22 protein-coding genes and 1 riboswitch are annotated in these 25,881 nt (G+C 65.9%); of the genes, 7 read left to right on the top strand and 15 right to left on the bottom strand.

Going from position 1 to position 25,881, the window contains the following annotated elements; genetic code table 11:
* Positions 1-322 precede the first annotated feature (322 nt).
* Positions 323-1,435 carry a Fic family protein gene (locus NM2_RS26295; RefSeq protein ID WP_067673926.1) on the top strand — a complete coding sequence of 371 codons (1,113 nt, stop codon included), beginning with the start codon at positions 323-325 and terminating at the stop codon, positions 1,433-1,435.
* 189 nt (positions 1,436-1,624) lie between these two features.
* Here NM2_RS26295 and NM2_RS26290 read toward each other — a convergent pair whose 3' ends face one another.
* Positions 1,625-1,882, bottom strand: a complete 258-nt coding sequence (locus tag NM2_RS26290; RefSeq protein ID WP_067673924.1) for a hypothetical protein — start codon at positions 1,880-1,882, stop codon at positions 1,625-1,627.
* Positions 1,883-3,310: 1,428 nt separating this feature from the next.
* Here NM2_RS26290 and NM2_RS26280 point away from each other — a divergent pair.
* Together NM2_RS26280 and NM2_RS26275 are read left to right on the top strand one after the other, a co-directional pair.
* Entirely contained in the window at positions 3,311-3,826 is a 516-nt protein-coding gene (locus NM2_RS26280) for a DUF6879 family protein (protein ID WP_067673920.1), read from the top strand.
* Complete coding sequence (locus tag NM2_RS26275) at positions 3,823-4,656, top strand: helix-turn-helix domain-containing protein (protein ID WP_084531565.1); 834 nt, start codon at positions 3,823-3,825, stop codon at positions 4,654-4,656. The genes NM2_RS26280 and NM2_RS26275 overlap by 4 nt, the downstream gene beginning before the upstream one ends.
* Before the next feature lie 134 nt (positions 4,657-4,790).
* Here the strand turns inward: NM2_RS26275 and NM2_RS26270 are convergent, their stop codons facing one another.
* On the bottom strand, positions 4,791-5,579 hold the full coding sequence (locus tag NM2_RS26270; RefSeq protein WP_157121316.1) for an exodeoxyribonuclease III: 789 nt from the start codon (positions 5,577-5,579) through the stop codon (positions 4,791-4,793).
* Positions 5,580-5,648: 69 nt separating this feature from the next.
* Between NM2_RS26270 and ephH the strand changes: the two genes are divergently transcribed.
* Complete coding sequence (ephH, locus tag NM2_RS26265; RefSeq protein WP_067673914.1) at positions 5,649-6,491, top strand: epoxide hydrolase EphH; 843 nt, start codon at positions 5,649-5,651, stop codon at positions 6,489-6,491.
* Positions 6,492-6,494: 3 nt separating this feature from the next.
* On the opposite strand, the gene NM2_RS26260 is transcribed toward ephH, so the two are convergent.
* The 8 genes from NM2_RS26260 to NM2_RS26225 all read right to left on the bottom strand — a co-directional run bounded on the left by NM2_RS26260 (position 6,495) and on the right by NM2_RS26225 (position 15,491).
* Positions 6,495-7,751, bottom strand: a complete 1,257-nt coding sequence (locus NM2_RS26260) for an acyl-CoA dehydrogenase family protein (RefSeq protein ID WP_067673912.1) — start codon at positions 7,749-7,751, stop codon at positions 6,495-6,497.
* Between the two features lie 33 nt (positions 7,752-7,784).
* The gene (locus tag NM2_RS26255) at positions 7,785-8,654 is read right to left on the bottom strand and encodes an SDR family oxidoreductase (RefSeq protein WP_067674029.1); all 870 of its coding nucleotides are present in this window, start codon (positions 8,652-8,654) and stop codon (positions 7,785-7,787) included.
* Between the two features lie 77 nt (positions 8,655-8,731).
* On the bottom strand, positions 8,732-9,595 hold the full coding sequence (locus NM2_RS26250; protein ID WP_067673910.1) for a MaoC/PaaZ C-terminal domain-containing protein: 864 nt from the start codon (positions 9,593-9,595) through the stop codon (positions 8,732-8,734).
* Between the two features lie 145 nt (positions 9,596-9,740).
* On the bottom strand, positions 9,741-10,175 hold the full coding sequence (locus NM2_RS26245; RefSeq protein ID WP_067673908.1) for a type II toxin-antitoxin system Rv0910 family toxin: 435 nt from the start codon (positions 10,173-10,175) through the stop codon (positions 9,741-9,743).
* 72 nt (positions 10,176-10,247) lie between these two features.
* The gene (locus NM2_RS26240; protein ID WP_067674027.1) at positions 10,248-11,453 is read right to left on the bottom strand and encodes a lipid-transfer protein; all 1,206 of its coding nucleotides are present in this window, start codon (positions 11,451-11,453) and stop codon (positions 10,248-10,250) included.
* Positions 11,454-11,984: 531 nt separating this feature from the next.
* A complete protein-coding gene (locus NM2_RS26235; protein WP_067673906.1) occupies positions 11,985-12,632 on the bottom strand; it encodes a TetR/AcrR family transcriptional regulator in 648 nt (215 codons plus the stop codon).
* A 112-nt stretch (positions 12,633-12,744) separates the two neighbouring features.
* Entirely contained in the window at positions 12,745-13,881 is a 1,137-nt protein-coding gene (locus NM2_RS26230; protein ID WP_067674025.1) for an MFS transporter, read from the bottom strand.
* Between the two features lie 392 nt (positions 13,882-14,273).
* Positions 14,274-15,491, bottom strand: coding sequence for an NADP-dependent isocitrate dehydrogenase (locus NM2_RS26225; RefSeq protein ID WP_067673904.1), 1,218 nt, complete (start codon positions 15,489-15,491; stop codon positions 14,274-14,276).
* A gap of 316 nt (positions 15,492-15,807) precedes the next feature.
* A riboswitch (SAM riboswitch) is annotated at positions 15,808-15,918 on the top strand.
* A 334-nt stretch (positions 15,919-16,252) separates the two neighbouring features.
* On the opposite strand from NM2_RS26225, the gene metX reads away from it, so the two are divergent.
* Entirely contained in the window at positions 16,253-17,407 is a 1,155-nt protein-coding gene (gene metX / locus NM2_RS26220) for a homoserine O-acetyltransferase MetX (RefSeq protein WP_084531575.1), read from the top strand.
* A gap of 28 nt (positions 17,408-17,435) precedes the next feature.
* On the opposite strand, the gene NM2_RS26215 is transcribed toward metX, so the two are convergent.
* Positions 17,436-17,681, bottom strand: coding sequence for a DUF3017 domain-containing protein (locus NM2_RS26215; RefSeq protein ID WP_067674021.1), 246 nt, complete (start codon positions 17,679-17,681; stop codon positions 17,436-17,438).
* A gap of 173 nt (positions 17,682-17,854) precedes the next feature.
* Here NM2_RS26215 and NM2_RS26210 point away from each other — a divergent pair, with 173 nt between their 5' ends.
* Positions 17,855-18,319 carry a tRNA (cytidine(34)-2'-O)-methyltransferase gene (locus tag NM2_RS26210; RefSeq protein WP_067673902.1) on the top strand — a complete coding sequence of 155 codons (465 nt, stop codon included), beginning with the start codon at positions 17,855-17,857 and terminating at the stop codon, positions 18,317-18,319.
* A gap of 7 nt (positions 18,320-18,326) precedes the next feature.
* Here NM2_RS26210 and NM2_RS26205 read toward each other — a convergent pair whose 3' ends face one another.
* The 3 genes from NM2_RS26205 to NM2_RS26195 are packed head-to-tail and all read right to left on the bottom strand — an operon-like array spanning position 18,327 to position 21,141.
* The gene (locus NM2_RS26205) at positions 18,327-19,430 is read right to left on the bottom strand and encodes a hypothetical protein (RefSeq protein ID WP_157121315.1); all 1,104 of its coding nucleotides are present in this window, start codon (positions 19,428-19,430) and stop codon (positions 18,327-18,329) included.
* Positions 19,427-20,815 carry a glycoside hydrolase family 19 protein gene (locus NM2_RS50975; protein ID WP_218025990.1) on the bottom strand — a complete coding sequence of 463 codons (1,389 nt, stop codon included), beginning with the start codon at positions 20,813-20,815 and terminating at the stop codon, positions 19,427-19,429. The genes NM2_RS26205 and NM2_RS50975 overlap by 4 nt, the downstream gene beginning before the upstream one ends.
* A complete protein-coding gene (locus NM2_RS26195) occupies positions 20,812-21,141 on the bottom strand; it encodes a hypothetical protein (protein WP_067673898.1) in 330 nt (109 codons plus the stop codon). Before NM2_RS26195 ends, NM2_RS50975 begins: the two co-directional genes overlap by 4 nt.
* 270 nt (positions 21,142-21,411) lie before the next feature.
* Between NM2_RS26195 and NM2_RS26190 the strand changes: the two genes are divergently transcribed.
* On the top strand, positions 21,412-22,362 hold the full coding sequence (locus NM2_RS26190; protein WP_067673897.1) for a hypothetical protein: 951 nt from the start codon (positions 21,412-21,414) through the stop codon (positions 22,360-22,362).
* Between the two features lie 41 nt (positions 22,363-22,403).
* Here NM2_RS26190 and NM2_RS26185 read toward each other — a convergent pair whose 3' ends face one another.
* A complete protein-coding gene (locus tag NM2_RS26185) occupies positions 22,404-25,703 on the bottom strand; it encodes an error-prone DNA polymerase (protein WP_067673895.1) in 3,300 nt (1,099 codons plus the stop codon).
* Positions 25,704-25,881 lie beyond the last annotated feature (178 nt).

Genomic DNA, 25,881 nt, shown 5'->3' with positions numbered 1-25,881 from the left:
CCGTAGTCGAGCCCCGCACAAGCGGACCCCGGGATAAAGGCCAAGTTACGCGCCATAGCGGTCGCGCGGCTCCCAGTCATGACTGCGAATCTACGTCACCCATACGACAGCGCAACACCGCCGCAACACCGCGCACCGACGAGTGGACCGATGCCGCGGCAACACCCCGACCGCGACGTAGCACATGGACAGTAAGACTGGGCATGGTTCCAACCGTGGCTGAGTCATGACGCCCGAAGCCCGCAGCGGCCGTAAGGACCCGTGCGGCGCAGAGCATGCTATTCACCGCATATTTTGCGGTGAATATGCGTACAATCACCGCATGGCAGCTCGTAAGTACCTATGGGAGGACGCCCACTGGCCCGAGCTGCGGTACGACGACTCCCGGCTTGCTCATCCGATATTCGAAGTCGCGCACCAGCACGGATACCTGCTCGGCAGGCTGGCCGATGCCGAGGACGAGACCAGAGAGCAGGCGAGCCTGGCCGCACTCACCTCGGATGTGGTGAAGACCAGCGAGATCGAGGGCGAGCTGCTGAATGCCGAGTCGGTCCGTTCATCCATCGCCCGTCACCTCGGCGTCGACATCGGCGCGGTGATGCCTGCGGATCGGCATATAGACGGTGTCGTGGAAATGGTGCTCGACGCCACCGTCCATCATGAGCAACCGGTCACATCCGAACGACTATTCGGCTGGCACGCCGGGTTGTTTCCGACCGGGTACTCCGGCATCTCCCGAGTGCGCATCGGCGGCTGGCGCACCGATGAGAATGGGCCGATGGAGGTGGTGTCCGGCCCGTACGGCAGGCAACGCGTGCACTTCGAGGCACCTCCGGCCGACACTCTGGAGACCGAGATGCGGCGATTCCTGGAGTGGTTCAACGAGGCCGCGCCGGAATCCCCGATCATCAAAGCCGGTCTGGCACATCTGTGGTTCGTGACCCTGCACCCCTTCGACGACGGGAACGGACGCATCGCACGGGCGCTCGGTGATCTGTGGCTGGCGCGCGCCGACCACAGCCCGCAGCGCTTCTACAGTCTCTCCACACAGATCCAACGAGACCGGAATGCCTACTACACCATCCTGGAACGCACCCAGAAGGGCACGCTCGACGTCACCGAATGGCTGCTGTGGTTCATCGGCGCGTTGCAACGTGCGATCACACATGCGAACAGCACGGTTGACGACGTGCTGGCGAAAGCTGAATTCTGGCGTCAGCGAAGACAATTCGCGATGAACGAACGACAGCGCGCGATGCTCAACCGTCTGCTCGATGGATTCAACGGCAAACTCACCACCCGCAAGTGGGCGATCATCACCAAGTGCTCACAAGACACCGCGCTACGCGATATCAACGAATTGATCGAACTCGGCGTGTTGCGTCGCTCGGAGTCTGGAGGGCGCAGCACCTCCTACGAACTGGCGCAACCGTGATCCCACCGGCACGCGTCGCAGCGCAACGAATGGTTGCCGGGCACGCTCAGCGGTACTGCGCGGTCACGGGCGCGTGCTCCGACCAGCACAGGTGGTAGTCGGGCCATCGCACCGCGTGCGAGCTGGTAATCGAAAGGCGAACATGGAAACCCCCGACCAATCGGCCGGGGGTTTCGTCGCATCCGGGGCTTAGTCGGTCTTGTCCGGGTCGTACTCGGCGTACCGGGGCCGGAACGGAACCACAATCATCAACTCGTGCGATGCGTCGTTGAGAGCCTTGATAGCCCGGTGCTCCGGCCCCAGGTACGGACTGATCTCCTCCGCTATCGCCTGTAGCCGGTCGCACAGCTCCCGGGACAACTCACGCGGTAGCTTGCCCGGGAACTTCGGAGGGTTCTCCGGGTCAATCGGCAGGCTTACCGGCTGTACCGTCTCGTCGTCGGACATGTGTACGTAGCCCTCTCAGAATCTCGGGTGGCACGTCGAAGCGGGTACCTCCACAGTGCCGGAATGGTCTTCGAATCGGAACGTGTGGCCTTGGATTGTGCCGCGTATCGCTACAGCGATGCGCCATGTTCCGGCGTAGCAAGCTGCCGACACCTCGTAGCGATGTCCTCCGGCCCGGAATGGGGGCGGGACAGTGTTGTCCGTCTTCACCGAAGCGACAACCCACCGACCACCGTGCTGGTACTCCAACCCAAGCTGCACTTGGTGAGAATCGGGCGGTGTGTCACAGCCTGCCAGACCGCGCCCGGTTATCTGCGGTTTGATCACGTCAGGGTGCGACGTGGAGAACTCGAAATCGCAATCGTTCACGGCGCGAGCCGGACCAGTGCCGACCGTAAGAGCTGGGCTCAGCCCAACGAGTGTAGCGACGAGAACTAAGCCGAACCGCGTATCCATCTGTCCCCCTGGATATTTTGATCATCGTCTACATGTTTGAGTGCGTCAAGAAACCGGACGATTACCTCGACCGGCAACGGCTCCGCCTTAGCTCCCGTCACCAACTCCGGAGCCATATACGTTCCGGGCTCGCTGCGCTGATCAAGCATGGTTCTCAATCCCTATGCGGCCAGAGCAGCAAGGCGAAGAAGGCCACCAGCGGCACCCCGAAGGCCAGGCACAGCCCCATCACGCGGGTTCCGTCTCATCGCCGACAAGCCTGAGCCCCTGTGTCTCCTCGCCGAGGCCGAACGCGCGAGCGTCGTTGCATGACTGTCGGGGGTGGTGCTCTAGGTACACCCCTACGCCTGGTTCGTCTCCGGGGTGCTCCTGTATGTCGAACACGCCACCCGGAAACGTGTAAAGCCTCGAGCGCGTGTTTGTTTCGTCTCCGTCTGTGCTCATCTCGACCCCCTGTAGTCGGCCAGTGGAAGGCAACCCGGGGCCGGGCCTCTCGTCACCAGCCCCGGGCGCTGGTTCGAAGCTACGAAGCGTTTACCGAGCCGGTCTACAAACGTGCACAATCGTGCACGGATGGCACAACCAGGCCACGGAGCGAGCTTTACCGGGTCATACTCGTAAAGGTCGGTGCAACCTAGTGCACGACTACACAGGAGGTCTCGCGAATGTCGTTACGTTTTCTGGGCAAGTGCGGAAGTACCGGAGGAAACTGCCCAACCCTGCTGTCCTACGAAGACGGGTACCTGGTCCAAGCCTGGCGAACCAATGCGCCAGGCACCGTTGAGCTTCCACACTTGCTGCTTGGGTTCTTGGAGCCGGATACGTTCATCGGTGCACCCTTGGCCGATACAGGTCGGGGTACGTTCCTGCTCTCCGGCAGGCCGGTAACCGACCCTGGCACGCTCGCACAACTCGACATAGCGGACGATGAGACAGTCATTGCCGTACCGAAGGCAGAGAGGACGTTCTACGGTGCAACTGCTGCACGGCAATCCGTGGCCTGACCTATTCGGCGAGAGCCATCGCGAAGCGTTCCACCTCGAAGTCCGGGATGCCTACGCGGTTGCAAACGAGTCAGAGCCGTTCCGGAAGTTTCTCGGCGGAGAGCCGGACGATTACGCATGGTTCGAGCCGTGGCTACAGCTTATGAAGGAAACCACCGGTCGGGGCATATCGGTTACCCGGGTGCGTATCGTCACGGTTCCGCACACCGATTACACCCGGTTCTCCCTGGCAGTATCCGACCTGAATATCGGGGCCGGTGAAGATATCCGGTATCTGCCCCGACACGAGGCCGGAGAGGTGCCAACCGATGACTTCTGGCTGTTCGATGACAACCGGGTAGCGTTCAATCTCGTTGACGAGAATGGCCGTGCCGAAGAATCGGCGGCGCTGACTACTGATACCGGAATTGTCGAGCACTGCCGGAGGCTCAAACAACAGTTCTGGTCGCTAGCTGTTCCGCATCGGGAATACATCATTCGGTGACTGGATCCATCGACCAGCAACGCGAATCTCTCGGAGCGAGACTCCGGGAGATTCGCTTTACCGCTGGCTTGTCGGGTGCAGCACTGGCACGCTTGAACCAGTGGCATCCGAGCAAGGTGTCGAAAATCGAGTACGGCAGAATCATGCCTTCCCTCGAAGATATATCCGCGTATTGCCGAGACTGCAATGCAGAAGATCAGCTCGCAGACCTTGCCGCCACACGGAGAAATATTGATACCGCATATCTCGAGTGGCAGAAGATTCTAGGTACTGGCACCAAGCGGAGACAAAACACATTCATTAGAGCGGAAGCTGGCGCGCGGATTCTGCGCGGATACGAACCTGTGGTGATACCGGGTCTCCTGCAGACTGCCGACTATGCGGCAGGTATTTTGCGTAAGGTCATCGAGTTCCAGGAAATACCCAACGACTTAGACGAAGGTGTGTCCGCCCGAATGGAGCGGCAGCGCGTCCTGTATCAGAGAGACCACTTATTCCATTTCGTCATTGCTGAACAGACCTTGTACACCACGGTTGGGGATGATCAGACGATGATCGGACAAATGGATCGGCTACTGGCTGTTCAGGGAATGCCTCGCGTGACGCTGGGCATCGTTCCGGCGACGGCACCGTTCGAGACGACAACAACCGGCTTCGTCATGTTCGATACGAGCACGGTCTACGTGGAAGCCATAACAGCGGAGCTGACGATTACTCAACCGCGAGAGATCAAGGTTTATCACCGTACGTTCGATACGCTCGCCGGGCAGTCCGTGACCGGAGAAGCAGCCCGCCTGCTGATCAGACGGGCTCTGGACAGTCGGGCGTAGGAATCCCAAAGCGCTACCGCACCGGGAGCTCGTTACCTGCTCCGTCGGCATCGAGATCCAAAACGAATCTCAATAACCATGGTTTGGTGAGGTGCATTGTTACTGCCACGCAATTGGTGACCGGCCGGACAGTGTCAGCGGTACTGCACGGTCACCGGCGCGTGGTCGGACCAGCGCAGGTGGTAGTCGGCGGCGCGTTCCACGACGGCCTGTTTGGCTCGATCGGCTATACCACCGCGGGCGAGCTGGTAATCGATTCTCCACCCGGCGTCGTTGTCGAAGGCGCGGCCGCGGTAGGACCACCAGCTGTAGGGGCCGGGGACGCCGGGGTGCAGGGTGCGGACGACGTCGACGTAGCCCGCGGCGATCATTTCGTCGATCCAGGCGCGTTCGCCGGGCAGGAAGCCGGAGTTCTTGACGTTACCCTTCCAGTTCTTGATGTCGAGTTCGGTGTGCGCGACGTTCCAGTCGCCGCTGATCACGAAATCGCTGGTCTGCGCCTTCATGTGCGCGCCGAGCTCGCCCAGGAACCGGTATTTCTCGTCCTGCATCGGCGTATCGGCCTCGCCGGTGTGCACGTAGACGCTGGCTACGGTCAGTTCGTCGAATTCGGCCTCGATGTAGCGACCGAGCCCGTCGAACTCCGCGCTGCCGAATCCGATCCGCACCGCCAGCGGCTCGCGCCGGGACAGAATCGCCACTCCGGCGCGGCCTTTCGTGCCCGGCTCGGCATGGGCGAGATGCCATCCGGCATCGATCGCGGGCGCCAGGGCCTTGCGCGTCTGCTCATCGGTCGCGCGCGTCTCCTGCAGGCAGATGACGTCGGCCTCGGTGTCCGCGAGCCACTCGAGCATCCCCTTGCCCGTCTTGCCCGTCGCCGCGCGCACCCCGTTGACATTGATCGTACTGATGATATTGGGCACCGGAAAACCGTACAATGCTGGTTAGACACACTCCCTGCGGACACTGTCGTCCAGGAAGGAGTGAGGACGATGATGTCAGGCACCGCCCCGCTCACGCCGACCAAAGCCCTGCACACGGGCTCGGGCGATCCACTCCTGCTGCTGCACGGATTCATGCTCTCCCCACATTGCTGGGAATCGGTGGCGCAGCGATTGTCGAACACCTGTGAGGTGTACGCACCAGCCCTGTGCGGCCACTGGGGCGGCCCGGAGTTCGAGGGCTGGTACATGGACGTCGCCACGCTGGCCGATCAGGTCGAGAATCAACTCGACGAGCTGGGTTGGCGAACCTGCCATATCGCGGGCAATTCGCTCGGCGCCTGGGTCGGCTTCGAACTCGCCCGCCGCGGCCGGGCCCGGACACTCACCGCTATCGCTCCGGCGGGCGGCTGGGCGAGCCCGTCGCTGATGCAGATTCGGGTCGGGTTGAAATTCCTGTCGCTGGTACCGATGGTGCGGGTCGGCAGGCGGGTCGGGAATACGGTCGGATTGAGCGCTCCGGCAAGGCAATTCGCGGCGATGATCCTGAGCAGGAACACCTCGGCGGTGCCGCGGCGACTGGTCGAGGCGGCGCTCATCTCGGCGATGAACTGCTCGGCGATGCTGCCCCTGCTGGCCGGCGGACTGCGGATGCCCGCACTCGGGGACTTGTCCACCCTCCGCACACCGGTGCGGCTGCTGATGTGCGAGAACGATCGGGTGATCCCGAATCAGCCTTACGCGCAACGCTTTCTGCAGGAGCTGCCCGAGTCCGCCGATCGGATCCTGGTGCACGGAGTCGGGCATGTGCCGATGCTGGAGGCTCCGGACCGGATCGCCACGCTGATCGCCGAGCATGTGTTCGCGAGTAGGTCGCATATGCGGGCCGTGTAGCGCCTACCGAGCGAGCAGCCCTTTGGCGACATGGGTCACCTGGATTTCGTTGCTGCCCGCGTAGATCATCAGGGACTTCGCATCGCGGGCCAGCTGCTCCACCCGGTATTCGGTCATGTAACCGTTGCCGCCGAAGAGCTGGATGGCGTCCATCGCCACCTCGGTGGCCGCCTCCGAGGAGTAGAGCTTCATCGCCGACGCCTCGGCGAGGGTTGGCGGTTTACCGGCCTCGGTGCGCTCGAGGGCGTTGAAGACCATGTTCTGCACATTGATTCGCGCGACCTCCATCTTCGCCAGTTTGAGCTGGATGAGCTGGAACCGGCCGATCTCCTGACCCCACAGGGTGCGATCCTTGGCGTAATCGACGCACAGGCGGTGACATTCGTTGATGATGCCCAGCGCCATGAACGCCACGCCGATCCGCTCGGCGGTGAAACTCGAACGGGCGCTTTCGCGTCCGTCGCCGCCCTTGTGCTCCTCGGTCTCGCCCAGCAGGCGATCGCGGCCGAGGCGCACGTTGTCGAAGAACAGCTCACCGGTCGGCGAGGCGTGCAGACCCATCTTGCGGAACGGTTTGCCCTGCGTGAAGCCCGCCATACCCTTGTCGAGCACGAAGGTGAGCACCTGGCGCTCGCGACGATCGGCGCCGTCGCCCTCATCGAGCTTGGCGTAGACGATCACCGTGTCCGCGTACGGGCCGTTGGTGATGAACGTCTTGCGGCCGTTGAGGATGTAGTCCTCGCCGTCGCGGCGGACGTAGGTCTTCATCCCGCCGAACGCGTCCGAACCCGAGTCCGGTTCCGTGATCGCCCACGCCGCAACCTTTTTCATGGTCACGATATCGGCGAGCCAACGCTCCTTCTGCGCGAGCGTGCCCCGGGACATGATGGTGGTCGCGCCGAGCCCCAAGCTGACCCCCATCGCGGATACCAAACCCATACATACACCCGACAATTCGCCGATCAGCACCGCCATCAGCGACTGCTGCCCGCCGAACGGCCCACCGCCGGAGGACTTCTCCCGCTTCCGCTCCCGATACGCCGCCCCCTCCTTCGCCCGAGCCCGCTCCTTGGCCAGCATCTTCTCGACCGACTCCGCACCGAGCGCATCGATGCCGAACTCCGCGAACAACTTCCGGATGATCGGATACGGCGTCATCTCGCCGCTCTCCAGCGCGTCCACGTGCGGGCGGACCTGCTTGTCGATGAATGCGCGCACCGCGGTGCGGACCATCTCATCGGTCTCGGACCATTCGAACATCGTTGTCCTCCAAACTCTTCGAAACAGACGTGATCAGGGCAGCCGGGCGGAGATGTCGTCGATCGTCCAGGGGCCCTCGGTCTCGATCGTCTTCACGTCGTGCCAGCCCGCCAACTCGGAGATGGCGCCGCCCTGCACCGCGAACACCTTGCCCGTCATCGGGCACTTGTCCGAGGCCAGATAGGCGACCAGCGGAGAGATATTGGCCGGGCTGAACGCGTCGAACTCACCCTCGCCGACCTCGGCGGCGAAGATCGCGCCCATACCGGGCGTCGCCAGGGTCAGCCGGGTGCGCGCCATCGGGGCGATCGCGTTGACTCGCACACCGTATCGGTCGAGTTCCTCGGCGGCGACCAGCGTCAGCGCGGCGATACCGGCCTTGGCCGCGCCGTAATTCGCCTGTCCCGCATTGGGAATCGTGACCCCCGAGGCCGATGCGGTGTTGACCACCGCGGCGGTGGGCTGATTCCCGGCCTTGGACTGGTCCTTCCAGTACGCGGCCGCATGTCGCAGCACGTTGAAATGCCCCTTCAGATGGACCGCGATCACCGCGTCCCACTGCGATTCCTCGAGCCCCGCGACGAATCCGTCGCGCAGGATGCCCGCGTTGTTGACCACGACGTCGAGTCGGCCGAACTCCGAAACAGCCTGATCCACAAGGTTCTTCGCACCATCCCATAGCGCGACGCTGTCGGTGTTGGCGCATGCGCGACCGCCCGCGGCGACGATCTCGTCCACCACCTCCTGCGCCGGACCGCTGTCCGCGCCCTCGCCGGCGTTGTCGCCGCCGAGATCATTGACCACCACGCTCGCGCCCTCGCGCGCGAACAGCAGCGCATGTTCGCGCCCGATCCCCCGGCCGCCGCCGGTGATCACCGCGACCTTGCCTTCCAATGCACCCATCATCTCTCCTGTTCGATGAATCTACGGGCCCGGCGGGCGTTCGGCTCGCGAAACGCGCGCGCCGGGCGACCGGAATATCAGTCCGCGATCTCGGCGAGACCGTCGCTGAGCACGACGTCCTGTCCGCGCACGGTCTCGAATGCGTAAGTGGTTGTGCCGTTGCCGGGCTCGGCCTTCCAGATGCGGGTGGACAGATCGTCGCCGGGGAACACGAGTCCCGCGAACCGGACGGCGAACCTGCGCACCCGGCTGACGTCGGATCCGCCGACCTCGGTGAGCACGGCCCAGGAGGCGAAGGCCATCGTGCACAGGCCGTGCGCGATGATGCCGGGCAGTCCGGCGTCCTTGGCGACCTCCTCGTCCAGGTGCAGCGGCACCGGATCACCCGACGCGGGTGCGTAGCGGAAGGTCTGGTCCTGGTCCACGTGCTGCGGCACCACCGCGATCGGATCCCGCGCACGCAGGGCCTCGCCGAATCCGTGCGGCGGCCCCGATTCCCCGACCGTGCGGCCCGCGTCCACATTGCGGAAGAACGCGGTCAGGTACTGCTCGTTGACCGGATCCCCTGCCTCGGAACGGGTTTCGATATGGATGGTGATCGTGCTGCCACTGCTGCGGCTCGCGTACCCGATCGCGCGGGCCCTGGCCACCAGCGTCTCACCCGGGCGAATCGGACGGTGGAAGTGAAAGTCCTGCTCCCCGTGCACGACTCGGCCGAAGATGTCCATCGGGGCCACATCGATCACCGGGACCAGCATGGCGTCGAATACCGGGACGATCGCGAAAACCGGTGACGCGACCTCGCCGGAGCGATGGGCGGCGATGGGATCATTCGTGGCAGCGGCATATTCGGCGATCCGCTCCCGGGTGACCTCGAACCGCTCCTCGTCGGACCAGGCGTTCAGCCCCGAATCGTCGAATACGACCGTCTTCGTACTCACGCTGTGCCCTCACGGCATGAGCCGGGGCGCTGCGTGGTTACGCTCCGCTGCCGCCTCCGCGCCTGACCGTTCATGCTGTATCCACCACGGCATGAGCCGGGGCGCTGCGTGGTTACGCTCCGCTGCCGCCTCCGCGCCTGACCGTTCATGCCGCGGCCAGAGTATCGAGGGCATCCAGGGAAGTCTCGAGCTGTTTCATCCCGTCCTTCTCCACCGCCTTGCCGAGTGCGCCCTTGATCAGCGCGCCCTCGAAATCGCCCTGGAGCGACAGTTCGCTGCCCTCGTCCGCAGCGGAGATCCGGAAGGTGAATTCGACCTGAACACCGGCCATTCCGGTCGCACCGAGGGTGAGCGTGCTGGGTGCTTCGACCGCGACGACGTTCCATTCGAATTTGTTCGCCATCCCCAGCATCACCACCTTGGCGACGAGCTTGCTGCCGACCTCGAGGGTGGCCGGGGGCTCCTCCATCCAGCGTTCGTGGATGGAGAACCAGTCACCCCAGGTGTTCGGATTGCCGACCACGGCCCACAGCGCCTCGGGTCCGGCGGCCATCTTCTTGGTGTACTCGATATGTCCCATGGTCCTACTCCTCGTCGAGTTCGGTTGCCGGGCAATTTGTTCCGGCGGATATGCGGATCGGGTGGGCAGCGATCACCGATCGGCGCGCTGGTACGCAGTGACGACGGCCGCGCCGCCGAGGCCGATGTTGTGCTGCAATGCGGCGGTCACGTTCGGGACCTGACGCTTGTCGGCCGTACCGCGCAGCTGCCAGGTCAGTTCCGAGCACTGAGCCAATCCGGTGGCGCCCAAAGGATGTCCCTTGGAGATCAGGCCGCCCGACGGGTTGACCACCCATTTACCGCCGTACGTGGTCTGATTCGCGTCCAGCAGCGCGGCGGCCTCACCCTCCGCGCACAGCCCCAGCGCCTCGTACGTCAGCAGCTCGTTGGCGGAGAAGCAGTCGTGCAGTTCGATCACCTGGAAGTCCGCCGGACCCAGGCCGGATTGCGCGTATACCTGTTGCGCGGCTTGGACATTCATGTCGTAGCCGATAAGATTCTTCGCCGTGCCATCGAAGCTGGACCTGAAATCGGTGGTCATGGCCTGCCCGACGATCTCCACCGCCTGCCCGGCCAAGCCGTGCGCGTCGACGAAGGACTCCGAGGCCAGTACGACCGCGCCCGAACCGTCGGAGGTCGGCGAGCACTGCAGTTTGGTCAGCGGGTCGTAGATCATCCGCGCGCCCAGGATGTCGTCGAGGGTGTACTCCTCCTGGAACTGGGAATACGGATTGTTCACCGAATGCTTGTGGTTCTTGAACCCGATCTTCGCGAAATGCTCTGCGGTAGTGCCGTATTGCTTCATATGCTCGCGACCCGCGGCGCCGAACATCCAGGGCGCCACCGGGAACAACACCTCGGAGATCTCGGCCATCGCCATGATGTGCTCGGCCATCGGCTGTTCCCGGTCGTCCCAGGTCGATCCGAGCGAGCCGGGCTGCATCTTCTCGAAGCCCAGCGCCAGCGTGCAGTCGGCCAGACCGCCCCGAATCGCCTGTGCCGCAAGGTAGAGCGCGGTCGATCCGGTCGAACAGTTGTTGTTGACGTTGACCACGGGAATACCGGTCATCCCCAGTTCGTAGACCGCGCGCTGTCCGGAGGTGGATTCGCCGTACACGTAGCCGACATACGCCTGCTGCACCCGCTCGTACGCGATTCCGGCGTCGGCCAGGGCCTTGGTGCCCGACTCACGCGCCATATCCGGGTAGTCCCAGTCGCTGCCGTCCTCGTTCTTGCGACGCCCCGGCTTCTCGAACTTCGTCATGCCGACGCCGACGACGTAGACCTTGTTCGCCATCGAACTGCGCTCCTCACCTCCGGCCGCCGACCGCACGCCGGCGACGGCATCCACGACTCCCGCGGGACCGAATAAAACAAACATACAAAGCTGTATGTAACATGGCAAGGGCTGCTTCCTGAGAAGATGCCGAGTTCAAACCGGGCCGATGACATACAGCCCGCGATGTTCGCCCGGACCCATTCGCACCGTGTACCGACCCGAACCGGAAGCCGACAAGCAGCCCGGCAGCACGATCCACCGTCCACAACCGCTGACGCGAACATCGAGCGGCTACCCAACCGATCCGACTCCGAGCCACGTCACGGAGTGGCCCACGGCGAACATCGCTCGCGGTCTATCGATTCGATAAGCGAAATATATTGTGCCCGAGTCGATTACGCGCACAGCTATGCTCACACCGGCATCGGAGCAACGTACCCGGGTGGCCGAGCGTGCGAAATACCGCATCGCAGCGACGCGGCGGAGGGTCCGGCGGCACATCCGTGCGGGTCCCCGAGCCTCGATGGGAATGCCGGTGGGGGGGCTGGATCAGTCGGCGGTGAGGTTCAGGCCGGTGAGCAGGGAGTCGGCGGCGGCACGCAGATGAGCCGAGGCGCGACGCCAACGACGTTGGGCGCGTTCGGGATCGGGAGAGATGAAGTTGGACACCAGGATTCCCCGCAGGGCGTCCATGGCGGTGTAGACGAAATCGCGAACCTCTTTGCGCCGCAACTCGTCCGGGACGAATTGTGCGACGGACATCAGGACCGCGTTGTTGACGAAGGGCTCGACCTTCTCCATCTCGGCGGCGAGCACCGCGTCGGTGCGCCCGGCCACCCACAGCTCCATCGCCGCGATGAACAGCGGCCCCTGATGCAGCGTCCAGAGCGAATCGAGCATGGCCCCGATCGGATCGCCCCCGACCCGCACCCGGCCGAGTTCGCGCATGGCCGCCTCGGTGCGCCGCTGCGCCAGATGACTGATCGCGGCCACCACAAGATCGGTCTTGGACCCGAAATGATGCACCTGCGCGCCCCGGGTGACCCCCGCCCGCTCGGCCACCCGCGGCGTCGTCGTCCCGGCGTAACCGAATTCGACCAGGCAATCGATGGTCGCGTCGAGCAGCCGCACCCGCATCTCACTGCTGCGCTGCTCCTGCGTCCGGCGCAACGGCTTGGACGGTGCGGGCCTGGTCATTCCGGGAATTCTACACTTACATTCAGGTCTGAATGGAAATGCGGGGCGCGGGCAGACCCGCGCCGTCGACGTAGACCGACCTCACCCGTAGCCGGGAGCCGAATGACAGCGGTCAGACAGAACGCCGTGCGAGGCGAACGGTAACGGTGAACAGCAGCACGCCGGCCACGGCAAGTCCGGCACCGACGGCGGCCGGGGCGGTGTACCCCAGCCCCGCCGCGATGACGCGCCCGCCCAGCCACGCACCGCCCGCGTTGGCGATGTTCAGCGCGGCGTGGTTGAGCGCCGCGGCGAGAGTCTGGGCATCGTGGGCGACATCCATCAACCGGGTCTGCAAGCCGGGCGAGATCGCCGCACCCGCCGCGCCGACCAGAAACGCGCCTACCGAGGCGGAGATCGGATTATGCGCTGCCGCAACGAATCCCGCGAGGATGACCACCATCGCGATCAGCGCGGCGAACACCGAGGAGTCCACACCGCGATCGGCCAGCACCCCGCCGAGGATGCTCCCGACGATCATGCCGAGGCCGAACAGAGCCAGTACCACCGGAACCAGATTCAGCGAGAGTCCGGCCACGTCGGTGAGCGTGGTGGTGATGTAGGTGTAGACCGCGAACATGCCGCCGAAGCCGACCGCGCCGACCAGCAGGGTCAGCAACACCTGCGGGCGGCGCAGCGCACCAAGTTCGGTGCGCGGATCGGTGATCCGGATTCCGGACAACTGCGGTACGAAACGTGCGATGGCGACGACCGTCGCCAGGCCGATCGCGGCGACCACGAGATAGGCGTCCCGCCAGCCGAGATTCTGGCCGAGCCAGGTGGCAGCGGGAACGCCGACAACATTGGCGGCGCTCAACCCCAGCATAACCGCGGCGATCGCCTTGGCGCGCTGTCCCGCCGGGGCCAGTGTCGCCGCGGCGAGCGAGGCGACGCCGAAGTACGCGCCGTGCGGAAGTCCGGAGACGAACCGGGCAAGCACCAGCGTGCCGAACGTCGGCGCGAGCACGGTCGCGAGATTGCCCACGGTGAACGCGGCCATCAGGAAGACCAGCAACCGCTTGCGCGGCACCCGCGCGCACAGCGCCGCGATCACCGGCGCGCCGACCACCACGCCCAGCGCATAGGCCGACACGCTGTACCCCGCCGTCGGTTCGGACACGTGCATGGCGTGCGCGATATCCGGCAGCAGGCCCATCGTGACGAATTCGGTGGTCCCGATACCGAATCCGCCCAGCGCCAGCGCCAGCATCGCCGGAATGTGCCAGCGCGTGCGCGGTGCGGATTCGTCCCGCGGCGGGTGGACGGCCGGATCACCGTCACGGCGGACAGGTGAGAGCTGCACGGGCACTTCGGGCGCGGAGAGGGGTTCGGGCACGGTCAAGCGCAACACGGCAGCACGGGGGCTCGATACCCGCGTCACCGGTGATCTCACTCACGGTCGTCGGTGCGGAAATCGCGCGGACTCCGAAATCGCTCGGCGATAACGGTTTCCGGCTCTCGGCGGTGTGCGGGCATCTGCGCTGTTGCCGGAATCACCCCCCGGGAAACAGTTCGGGCACCCGCGGCCACCGTGGACGGTGGGGGCGGGTGCCCGGTGTTGCGGCTCTCCCGACGTCACGTACGCCGGACGAGCGGATCGGGTCAGCTCAGCTCGCGCGCCAGGTTGGCATCGAGCACGCCGAGGAACTCCTCGGTGGTCAGGTAGCCCTGATCGCCGCCGACCAGCAGCGCCAGATCCTTGGTCATCTGGCCGTCCTCGACGGTCTTGATGACGACGTCCTCGAGGGTCTGCGCGAAGCCGATCACCTCGGGAGTGTTGTCCAGCTTGCCGCGATGCGCGATGCCGCGGGTCCACGCGAAGATCGATGCGATCGGGTTGGTGGAGGTGGGCTTGCCCTGCTGGTGCTGGCGGTAGTGCCGGGTCACGGTTCCGTGCGCGGCCTCGGCCTCACAGGTCTTGCCGTCCGGGGTCAGCAGCACCGAGGTCATCAGGCCCAGCGAGCCGAAGCCCTGCGCGACGGTGTCGGACTGCACATCGCCGTCGTAGTTCTTGCAGGCCCAGACGTAGCCGCCCTCCCACTTCAGCGCGGAGGCGACCATGTCATCGATGAGGCGGTGCTCGTAGGTCAGGCCGGCGGCCTCGAACTGGGCCTTGAACTCGGTCTCGAAGATCTCCTGGAAGGTGTCCTTGAACATGCCGTCGTAGGCCTTCAGGATGGTGTTCTTCGTCGACATGTACACCGGGTAGTTCTGCTGCAGGCCATAGTTGAGCGATGCCCGCGCGAAGTCCTCGATCGACTTCTTGAAGTTGTACATGCCCATCACGACGCCGCCGTCCTCGGGCAGCTTCACGACCTCGTGGACGATCGGTTCGCTGCCGTCCTCCGGAGTGAAGGTGAGCGTGACGGTTCCCGCCTGATGCACCTTGAAGTCGGTGGCGCGGTACTGGTCGCCGAAGGCGTGACGGCCGATGATGATCGGCTTCGTCCAGCCCGGGACCAGGCGCGGAACGTTCGAGATGATGATGGGTGCGCGGAAGATGGTGCCGCCGAGGATGTTGCGGATGGTGCCGTTGGGCGACCGGTACATCTTCTTCAGGCCGAATTCCTCGACGCGCGCCTCATCGGGGGTGATGGTGGCACACTTCACACCGACGCCGTGCTGCTTGATGGCGTTGGCGGCGTCGACGGTCACCTGGTCGTCGGTCTTGTCCCGGTACTCGATACCGAGGTCGTAGTACTCGAGATTCACATCGAGGTACGGGTGAATCAGCTTGTCCTTGATGAACTGCCAAATGATTCGGGTCATCTCGTCGCCGTCGAGTTCGACGACGGTTCCCTCAACCTTGATCTTGGACATGGATCTTCGTGTCCTCCTAGGATGGTGCTCCCATTGTTCCGCCAGGTGAACACGCTTGTGAGCGGACCCAGCTGTTCAACAGACAACGTATACGCCCCGTTTTGTCCACGAGACTCGAGGTGCCAAACAGAACAAGCGTACTGGTGCGACGGATCTCAGCGGCACCGGACCTACCCCGAGTGATATATCCGTCACATCCGCACGACTTCTCCTTTACTTCGTGCAACCGCCGCGCTGGGGCGGCGATTCCGCCCGGACCTGGTGAAATACACCACGGGTTTCGAACTCCCGTGGGCTCCGGCTACGATGTCCGGAAGGTCATGAGCACCAGCGTCAAGCCCCGGCTCGCTGGTCGGCAACCCTCCTGTTGCGGTGGGGTGCTCCGGGTGATGACCGGGCTCCCGAAGGCCGGGAGCAAGCGCGATCATCAGGAGGAATCCCGAAATGTGTTGTAGCTGTCCATTATCCGGACCCCGCTGACGCCCACCGGCAGACCTCTCGGAGCATGACATGAGTAACTCGACCGCGCCCGCGACCGATCCGGACTCCGTGCCGCACAGCCCGCACCGCACACCGATATTCGCTGATCGGCCCCGATATACCCGCGCGACGCCGAGCCGCCGGAACGCTGTGACTACCATCGAGGACGTGTGTTCCCCCGTCGTCGACCCGGTTTCGGGCACCCGTGCGCGGGCACTCCGCGCGATGATCGCGAGGCCGAGGGATGGGCGGATTTCGCCTCCCGAGGCGGCGGTGGCGCGGTGACCGTGAGTATCGACCCGGGCACATCCAGTAATCGCGCAGCAACCTTGCTGCCCCCGCCGGACGGAAGTCTGGGCACGATCGCCGTCGGCGAGATCCGGCTCGAGAACGGGGCCGTGATCCCCGGGGTCGAACTGGCCGTCCAGCGCTGGGGCGAACTCTCGCCCGCGGCGGACAACGTCGTGCTGATCGAACACGCGCTGACCGGCGACTCGCACGTCACCGGCGCGCCCGATGATCTGCATCCGCTGCCGGGCTGGTGGGACGGCATCGTCGGTCCGGGCGCGCCGCTGGACACCGACGAATGGTGCGTGATCGCCACCAACGTGCTGGGCGGATGTAAGGGCAGCACCGGTCCGGCATCTCCCGGTCCGGACGGAAAGCCTTGGGGGGCAAGGTTTCCCGAAATCTCCATTCGCGATCAGGTGACCGCGGAGGTGGCGCTGTTCGATCTGCTCGGCATCGAGCGGATCGCCGCGGTGGCCGGTGGGTCGATGGGCGGTATGCGGGTGCTGGAGTGGATGGCCGGATATCCGGAGCGGGTGGGCGCCGCGCTGGTGCTGGCCGTCGGACCCCGCGCGACCGCCGACCAGATCGGCACCCAGACCACGCAGATCGCCGCCATCACCGCCGACCCGGACTGGCAGGGTGGCGACTATCACGGCACCGGCCGGGCCCCGACGAGCGGTCTCGGCATCGCCCGGCGCATCGCGCACCTGACCTACCGCACGGATTTCGAGCTGGATCACCGCTTCGAGAATCGCGCCCAGGACGGTGAGGACCCACGGAACGGTGGCCGCTACGCGGTGCAGAGCTATCTGGACCACCAGGCCCGCAAGCTCGCGAACCGCTTCGACGCGGCCAGCTACGTACTGCTGACCGAGGCCATGAACCGGCACGACATCGGCCGCGGGCGCGGCGGCGTGGCAGCGGCACTCGCCGCGATACCGGTGCCCTGTGTGGTCGGCGGTGTCGACTCGGACCGGCTGTACCCGCTGCGCACCCAGCAGGAACTGGCCGATCTGCTGCCCGGCTGCGCCCGGCTCGAGGTCGTGCACTCCAGGGACGGCCACGACGGATTCCTGACCGAGACCGAGGCGGTCGGCAAGCTGCTCGCCCAGACGATGGATCTGGCACGCACCGCGCGGCCGTGATCGGAGGATCGGCAGCTCGCAAGTCGGTTCAGCCGACGCCCAGGCTGCTGATCGTCGCCGCCAGCGCGATGATCGTGCCGCCCAGCACCGCATAGGCGACGACGTCGAACGGCTTGCCGCGCACCGCCAGCAGGCCGACCCGGACCTCCGGGAGCACCAGTCGCAGCGCCGATGCCAGCAGCGGCGCACCGCCGATGACGAACGCCCCACGTCGCCACCGATCCTGCACCAGGAAAACCACGGCCACCACCAGCACAACCGCCACCAGCACCATCGGCAGCTGGTTACGCAGGTATCCGAGCGGTCGTTCGGAATGAGCGGTTGCGGAAGCATCGGTCACCCCCCGATTCTCGCATTCGTTCGCCATGGCCTCCCGACACCCGGGCGGTGGCGGGCGGGGACGTAGGGTTCATCCCGTCCGGACGTGATGAAAGGCTGCGTTCTGCTGTGCTCAGACTGATGTTCTTCGAACCACGGATTCCGCCGAATACCGGCAACGCGATTCGACTGGCGGCGGGGTCCGGGTTCTCGTTGCACCTGATCGAGCCGCTGGGTTTCGACCTGTCCGAGCCCAAGCTGCGCCGGGCCGGGCTGGACTATCACGATCTCGCCACGGTCACCGTGCACGAAAACCTTTCCGCCGCATGGGAATCCTTGAATCCCGAGCGGACGTTCGCCTTCACCGCCACAGCGAAGACGCATTACACGGATATCGCCTATCGCGAGGGCGATGTGCTGTTGTTCGGACCGGAGCCGACCGGACTGCCCGAGGAGGTGCTGACCGATCCGCACATCACCGATCGGCTGCGGATTCCGATGCTGCCCGGTCGGCGATCGATGAATCTGTCCAATGCCGCGGCCGTCGCGGTGTACGAGGCGTGGCGGCAGCTGGGCTTTCCGGGTGCGGTGTAGTCCGAGCCTAGACATGCGGGAGCCGGACATCGACGACGTCGTGCGCGAGGACCTGCAACCGTCCGGGTGTGGTGAGCAGCAGATCACCGGCATGGGTCGTACCGGGCTGCGCGGAACCGGTGCGACGGAGTTCGAGGGCGGTCGCCGGGGCGAGTGAGCCGTAACGCAGAGTGTCGCCGCCGCCGCGACGCTCCCATCGCGCACCGGATCGGTTCCAGACGGCGGTGACGAGATGGCTCGCGGCTCTGGACTCCCAGGTCGCGTAGGTGGTGGTCAGATCCGCGCCGTCCCAGCGCAGATCCTCCAGCGACGAACAGGCCGAGGCGACGGGTGGGTCGAGCGTGTCGATCCGATCGTTCAGCAGGTCGATATGCAGTAATCGCGCTGTGCCGCAGGCAATTCCGTCGCGGATTCGGCCCGCGATCGCGACCGCCTGCCCGTCCGGGCGCAGCACGGCCCGGTCGAAGGCGGTGTTGACGCCCTCGACCCGGCCCAGCGCACGCACGACACCGGTGTCGGTATCGACGAGGAAGAGGTGATTGACGCCCCAGGACGCACCGGGCGGTGATTCGACCCGATCGAACACGAGCACCCGCTCACCCGCCGCGAGCAGATGCGGGCCCGATACCACCGCACCCGGCGCGATCGGATCCGGTGACGGCAGGGTGATCCTGGTTCGCACGGTGGGGTGCGGATCACGCAGATCGGCCTGGATGAGACTGTCCGGCTCGTTCCACCAGCCGACCGTCGTCCCGTGCAGCGCGAAGACGCGAGCACAGTGACAGTCCACCCGACCCGGCAGCACGGCGCCTTGCCTCACCTCCATCGCGGTGAGCCCACCGGAGCCGTCGAGCGCGTAGATATGCGAATTGTCCTGTGTGAAACCGCTTTCGGAATAGCTCCCGCGATACCGCCCGACCACCCGCTGCGATGTGGCCAGAACCAGTTCGGTGCGGGTACGGAAGACGAATGGCCGCGCACTCGCCGGCGCATCGGCGCTGCGACCCGTATCCGACCGTGCCGGTGACATTCCGGCGGCACAGCCAGAGACGATCAGCGCGCACCCGATCAGCGCCGAAACCATTGCCCCGCAGTGCTTCCGGCCGCTCATCCGAGCACCTCCAGGGCGCGGCGGTAGTAGGCCTCACGGGCCTGCAGACCGTTGTATCCACCGTTCACCGCCCGGGTGACCGCGGCGAAATCACCGGCGTCGGCCAGGGCGTTGATATTGCGCGAGGTCCAGTACCACTGAGCGATCCGGAAACCGATATCCGGGCGGGCCGCCAGCTCGGGATCACCCTCCAGGTCCAGCCCCAGGGCCTGGCCCGCGGCGCGGTAGTTGGCGCGGCCGGTCAGCTGGATGGGGCCGCGGCCGTGATAGCGCGGGCCATCACCCGGCTGGGTGTTTCCGGCGGCGGTATTCGGCTGGCCCGGGTCGTACTGGTGAAAGTAGGCATCGTCGCCCAGCTCCTCGAAATACCGGAATTCACCACTTTCATGGGCCAGCTGCGCCAGGAATGCGGCTCGCCGCACGGGAGTGGTGATATTCCCCTCCCGCATGGCCGCGTCGAGGGCGGGCAGATACTGCCGGGCCCGATCCATCGGCAGATTCGGCATGATCGCGGTGAGCTGCTCAGCCGTGATGCCCGGCGGCTGCGCGGATTGCCGCGGCGGGAGCGGAGGCGATACCGCTGCGCGAGCGGTATTCGCGTCGGCGAAGCCCGGTGCGGGAAGTACGCCGCCGGACTCCTGCACCTCCGGCATCGGAAACGACTGTGCGAGAGCTGAATCCACGGCGGGGGCCGAATTCACCGCAGGAGTCGAATTGATCGCGGGATCGGTCCGCGCGGCAGCGGCCGGAACCGTGGCGGCGGCCGACTGCGCGACCGGACCCACAACCCGATCGGATTCCTCGGAAGGCTTCGTCGCGCCATCCCGATCGGAGGGCCGCGGCTGTGGAACGGATTTCCGGTCATCGCGCGGATCACCGGAATTCGCGTCCCGGCCGAAAACCGCCGCGAGATGCCGCATTTCGTGCTCCACCGCCAGGACGGCCTGCCTGCCGCGCTCCTCTGCGCGATCGACGGCGGCAACGGCCTCGGCGATGACCTCGGACCATTCGGCGGCCGCCGACGATCCGGCGGTGACCGTCCAATCGTCGGCGACCGCACATCCGGCCGCCTCGGCGTCGGCGACATAGTCCAGCAGAGCCGTTGCCGTGTAATGCAGGTCGGACAGGGCCTGGGCGCCCGCGGCGCACAGGCCCTCGGCATGGTCACACAGCATCCGGTCGTGGCGATGCGCCGCCTCGACCGAGGCCAGCATCGCGTCGAAGGCCGCGCCTTGCCAGCCGTCACCGTCGAGTCGATGACATTCCGTGCGCACCGCGGCCGACAACGTCTCCAGATCCCCGATGTGCCTGCCGAATTCGGCCCGCATCCGATCGGCCGCCTCGAGTGCCCGCCAGGTCACCAGTACCGAGCGCGGCGGGGTCATATCCGCACCTCCAGCCCGGCGAGCAGGCGGCCGTGCGCGAGGTCCGCCTCGACGAACGCGCTTACCGCGGAATCGATGCGCTCGGCCAGCCCGCCGAGACGATCGGCGCTGCGCTGGACCAGATCCGCTGCGGTGCGGGCCGATTCGCACAGTAGCGACACCGCGGCACTGTGCGGAACCAGATCACCGATCGCCGTGGCGATCTGGATCGCCGCGCCGCGCACCCCGTCGAGCTCCTGGCCCGCCTGCCGCGCGAGCCGACCGAATCGCCGTACCGCATCCGTATCGACCACACACGAATCACCGACCACACACGAACCGGACATTCTTCCCCCTTGTTCGAACGACTGCTCACCGACTTCCGGCACCGTATCCGGCCCCGCGCGTGCCTGTCACGAGTCGAGCGACAGCCGCACCCCTTCCCGGCATGCGCACTCTTTCCGCAGCTTGCGAAGGGTGCGAGAACAAAATAGGGGTGCGTGCTCTTTCATTCGCGAGTGCGCCGATACCAGACCGCTGAGTCTTGTCTGTGAGACGCGGTAGGCTCGCGTAGGAACGGGGGCGGCGGGGCCCTGGCAACGACCAGAGAGTGTGGTATGTCCAAGCGACTGACAGTCCTGCTGGCGATGACGGTAGGAATAATCCTGGCGACGACAGGTGCGGCGCTGGCCGGTCCGGTCACCATTCACGACGATTCGAAGGTTCTCGACGCCGAGCGCGTGACCACGGCCGGGAACACATTGTCCGATCCGGTGCAGATCTACACCACCGAGAAGTTCTCCGATGACAACTCCGCCTTCGAGAGCGAGGCGAAGAAGGACGTCAAGAGCGCGACCGACGTGGTGATCGCGATCAACACCAAGTCCCGGCATCTGGCGATCGAGACCGGTTCGAATTCGCACATCCGGGACACCTCGGCCGCGGGAGCGGCGTTCAAGGGCGCCTTCGGCTCCGGCGACTACACCGGCGCGACGGTTGCCGCACTGCAATCACTGGCGAGCACCGCCAACCAGGCCGCCCCGAACAACGCGAACGGTGTTGCGCCACAGCGGTATCACCACGCCACGAGTACCCACCACGGCACCAGCTGGGTGAGCTTGCTGTGCCCGCTGATCATCGTGGTCCTGGTCGTGGCCGGCATCGTCGCGGTGATCCGGCGGCGGCGTGGTGGCGGCGGATTCCCCGGGGGCGGCGGCGCGCCGGGCGGTTACGGCCCCGGTGGTTACGGTCCGGGCGGCTACGGTCCCGGCGGCGGTTACGGTCCGGGCTACAACCAGGGCGGCGGCATGAGCCCCGGTATGGCCGGTGGCATCGGCGCGGTCGGCGGCGCGGTGGGCGGCGGCCTGCTCGGCTACGAACTCGGGAAGATGGAGGGTCGCGAGGAAGAGCGCGACCGTGAATACGACCAGGGCGGTTACGACCAGGGCTACCAGGGCGGTGGCGACCAGTTCGGCGGCGGCGGAGGCGATTACAGCTTCGGCGACGGCGGGGGCGGATTCGACGGCGGCGGCGGTGACGGCGGCGGAGGCGGCGGTAGCGACTTCTGAGCCGATGGCGGCGGGTGCGGATCGCGCATCCGCCGCCACGTTCACCGGAAGTCGCGTGAGCGCGATGCGACGCGCAGATCCATGCGTTGCAGATGTTCCGCGACGACGGTGACCGCGCCCTCGGCGTTCTGCACACGTCCGCGCACCAGCAGTGCTGACGCGCCCTGGGCGATGCGGCGATAACGCTGCCACAGCCCCACCGAACACACCACGTTCACCATGCCGGTCTCGTCCTCCAGATTGACGAAGGTGACCCCGGCGGCGGTGGCGGGCCGCTGCCGATGTGTGACGGCCCCGCCCACCAGCACCTTCGAACCGTCGGGCACCGCGAGTAATCCGGCGGCCGGTATCACGCCGAGCGCATCCAGTTGCGGGCGCAGGAATTCGGTCGGATAGCTGCCGGGCGAGACACCGGTCGCCCAGACGTCGGCGGCGGCCAACTCCAGCTCGCTCATCCCGGGAAGTGCCGGCGCGGCGGTGGCCGCGCCGGTGCCGGGCAACCGATCCGCCCGCTCCCCCGCCGCGGCGCCCGCGGCCCACAGCGCCTCTCGCCGGGTGATCCCGAGACTGTCCAGCGCACCCGCGGTGGCCAGCGATTCGGCCTGCGGCACAGTCAATTCCACGCGTCCGGTCAGGTCCAGGAAGGATGTGTAGGGACCGCTCGCCCGAGCCGCGACGATCCGGGCGGCCAGATCGTCGCCGAGATGCCGGACCGCGCCCAGCCCGAGCCGCACCTGCGTCCCGCGCTGTTCCAGAGTGGCCGCGGCGAGACTGTGGTTGACATCGGGACCGTGCACCACCACCCCATGCCGCCGGGCATCGGCGACCAGCGATTGCGGGGAGTAGAACCCCATCGGCTGCGCGTTCAGCAGTCCGGCGCAGAACGCCGCCGGATGATGCAGTTTGAACCACGCCGAATAGAAGACCAGCGAGGCGAAGCTCTGTGAATGACTCTCCGGGAAGCCGAAATTCGCGAAGGCGTACACCTTCTCGTAGATCCGGTCGGCCAATTCGCCGGTGATGCCGTGCAATTCGCGCATACCGCGATAGAAGCGCTCGCGCAGTCGCTCCATCCGCTGCGGTGAGCGTTTGGAGCCCATCGCCCGGCGCAGCTGATCCGCCTCGGCCGCGGTGAAACCGGCCACGTCGACGGCCATCTGCATGAGCTGCTCCTGGAACAGCGGCACGCCCAGCGTGCGGGACAGCGAATTACGCAGGGCCTCATGGTCGTAAGTGGCCTTCTCCTGCTTGTTGCGGCGGCGGATATAAGGATGTACCGAACCACCCTGAATGGGGCCGGGCCGGATCAGCGCCACCTCCACGACGAGATCGTAGAATTCACGTGGCTTCAGCCGCGGCAGTGTGGCCATCTGAGCTCGCGACTCCACCTGGAATACGCCCACCGAATCGGCCCGCGAAAGCATCTCGTACACGGCGGATTCCGCGAGATCGAGCCGATGCAACTCGACGCGCTCGCCCTTGTGCTCGTGCACCAGATCGATCATGTAGTGCAGCGCCGAGAGCATGCCCAGACCGAGCAGATCGAACTTCACCAATCCCGCGACCGCGCAATCGTCCTTGTCCCACTGCAGCACACTGCGTCCGGGCATGCGCGCCCACTCCACCGGGCATACGTCGGCGATGGGCCGATCGCAGATCACCATGCCGCCGGAATGGATGCCCAGATGCCGTGGCAGACCCTCGATCCGGCCCGCCAATTCCAGGACCTCGGCGGGAATATCGGAATCCGTCTCCTCGGCGACGCCGTGCCAGCGGCTGACCCGTTTACTCCACGCATCCTGCTGCCCGGGCGAAAATCCCAGTGCCCGTGCGGCATCGCGAACCGCGGACTTGCCGCGATAGGTGATCACATTGGCCACCTGCGCGGCGTATTCCCGGCCGTATCTGCGATAGACATACTGGATCGCCTCCTCCCGGCGATCGGATTCGATATCGATATCGATATCGGGCGGTCCGTCGCGTTCGGGCGCCAGAAAACGTTCGAACAACAATTCGTTGGCCACCGGGTCGACATTGGTGATGCCGATGGCATAGCAGACCGCGGAGTTGGCCGCCGAACCCCTTCCCTGACACAGGATGTCGTTGTTCCGGCAGAACTCGACGATGTCGTGCACCACCAGGAAATAACCGGGAAAACGCATATCCGAGATCACTCGCAGTTCGTGGTCGAGCTGCCGATACGCCTTCGGATTCGCCGCCCGCGAGCCGTAACGCCGCTCGGCCCCCTCGTAGGTGAGCCTGCGCAGCCAGGAATTCTCGTCGTATCCGTCGGGGACGTCGAACGGCGGCAGTCGCGGCGCGATCAACTGGATATCGAAAGCGCATTCCCGGGCCAGGGCAACGGCATTGGACACCGCCTGCGGGCAGTCCGCGAACAGACGTGCCATCTCCGCGCCCGAACGCAGATGCGCACCACCGGCGGGAGCGAGCCAGCCGTCCATACCGTCCAGACTCTGCCGGGCCCGCACCGCCGCCAGCGCCATCGCCAGCCGCCGCTGCCGGGGCGCGGCGAAATGCGCCGCGGTGGTGGCGACGATCGGCAGCCCTGCCCGATCGGCCAGGGCGATGAGCCGGGCGTTGCGCTCGTCGTCGGTCGCGGTGCCGTGCCGAGTCAGTTCCACGGTGACCCGGTCCGGGCCGAACCGTTCCACCAGGTTCCGCAGCGCGGCCTCGGCCTGTGCGTCACCCTCGCGAAGCGCCCGGCGCACATGGCCTTTGCGACATCCGGTGAGGATCTGCCAGTGCCCGTCCGCCGCAGCGGTGAGCCGATCCAGGTCGTAGCGCAGGATCCCCTTCTCCCCGCCTGTCATGTGCGCGAACGACATCTCCCGGGACAGCCGGCGATAGCCCTCCTGCCCGCGGGCGAGCACCAGCAGATGTGTGCCGCCCGGATCGGGACTCCCCGCGCGCGGCTCGGTGTCCCCCGCGCCGTCTCCGGCCGCATCGCCCAGTGACAGTTCCGCGCCGAATACCGTCGGCAGCCCCCATTCGGCCGCGGCCTCCGCGAACCGGACCACACCGTAGAACCCGTCGTGATCGGTCAGCGCGAGCGCCTCGAGCCCGAGCCGCACCGCCTCCTCCACGAGTTCCTCGGGCTGACAGGCGCCGTCGAGAAAGCTGTAGGCCGAGTGCGCGTGCAATTCCGCATACGGCACCACGGGTTCGTCACCGCGCGGCCGTTCTCCCGCCCGATACGCACCGCGTTTACGCGACCAGGCCGGACTGTCACCGCCGTCACCCTCGGGCCGGTCGCGGCCGGGTCGCCCGGAAAGCACCCGTTCCATCTCCGCCCAGCTCGGCGGGCCGTGCCCCCAGCCCATACGCACCTCCGACAGACCATTCGGTTCCTTCTATACTCGAACATACATTCGATATTCGAAATTTCGAAGCAAGGCCGAGCACCCCTCGACCTGGATGCCCCCGGGCCGATCACGAGTTGAACGAAACATCGAACCGGCCGTTGAAGCAGGCGCCCGGCCACCGAGTCACAACATCTCC

The sequence above is a fragment of the Nocardia miyunensis NBRC 108239 genome (genome assembly GCF_001613065.1).
GTDB classification, from domain to species: Bacteria; Actinomycetota; Actinomycetes; order Mycobacteriales; family Mycobacteriaceae; genus Nocardia; species Nocardia miyunensis.
The sequence above is the reverse complement of the archived record's forward strand: the minus strand, read 5'-3'. Positions and strand labels throughout refer to the sequence as shown.

Excerpts from the sequence above, each read along its gene's own strand:
- NM2_RS26215 (WP_067674021.1), bottom strand. The coding sequence starts at position 17,681 with ATGGTGCTGGTGGCGGTTGTGCTGGTGGTGGCCGTGGTTTTCCTGGTG.
- NM2_RS26260 (WP_067673912.1), bottom strand. The coding sequence starts at position 7,751 with ATGTTCGAATGGTCCGAGACCGATGAGATGGTCCGCACCGCGGTGCGC.
- NM2_RS26240 (WP_067674027.1), bottom strand. The coding sequence starts at position 11,453 with ATGGCGAACAAGGTCTACGTCGTCGGCGTCGGCATGACGAAGTTCGAG.
- NM2_RS26205 (WP_157121315.1), bottom strand. The coding sequence starts at position 19,430 with ATGAGCGGCCGGAAGCACTGCGGGGCAATGGTTTCGGCGCTGATCGGG.
- NM2_RS26195 (WP_067673898.1), bottom strand. The coding sequence starts at position 21,141 with ATGTCCGGTTCGTGTGTGGTCGGTGATTCGTGTGTGGTCGATACGGAT.
- NM2_RS26225 (WP_067673904.1), bottom strand. The coding sequence starts at position 15,491 with ATGTCCAAGATCAAGGTTGAGGGAACCGTCGTCGAACTCGACGGCGAC.
- NM2_RS26185 (WP_067673895.1), bottom strand. The coding sequence starts at position 25,703 with ATGGGCTGGGGGCACGGCCCGCCGAGCTGGGCGGAGATGGAACGGGTG.
- NM2_RS26295 (WP_067673926.1), top strand. The coding sequence starts at position 323 with ATGGCAGCTCGTAAGTACCTATGGGAGGACGCCCACTGGCCCGAGCTG.
- NM2_RS26245 (WP_067673908.1), bottom strand. The coding sequence starts at position 10,175 with ATGGGACATATCGAGTACACCAAGAAGATGGCCGCCGGACCCGAGGCG.
- NM2_RS26290 (WP_067673924.1), bottom strand. The coding sequence starts at position 1,882 with ATGTCCGACGACGAGACGGTACAGCCGGTAAGCCTGCCGATTGACCCG.
- NM2_RS26230 (WP_067674025.1), bottom strand. The coding sequence starts at position 13,881 with ATGCTGGCGCTGGCGCTGGGCGGATTCGGTATCGGGACCACCGAATTC.
- NM2_RS26235 (WP_067673906.1), bottom strand. The coding sequence starts at position 12,632 with ATGACCAGGCCCGCACCGTCCAAGCCGTTGCGCCGGACGCAGGAGCAG.
- NM2_RS26190 (WP_067673897.1), top strand. The coding sequence starts at position 21,412 with ATGTCCAAGCGACTGACAGTCCTGCTGGCGATGACGGTAGGAATAATC.
- ephH (WP_067673914.1), top strand. The coding sequence starts at position 5,649 with ATGATGTCAGGCACCGCCCCGCTCACGCCGACCAAAGCCCTGCACACG.
- NM2_RS50975 (WP_218025990.1), bottom strand. The coding sequence starts at position 20,815 with ATGACCCCGCCGCGCTCGGTACTGGTGACCTGGCGGGCACTCGAGGCG.
- NM2_RS26255 (WP_067674029.1), bottom strand. The coding sequence starts at position 8,654 with ATGGGTGCATTGGAAGGCAAGGTCGCGGTGATCACCGGCGGCGGCCGG.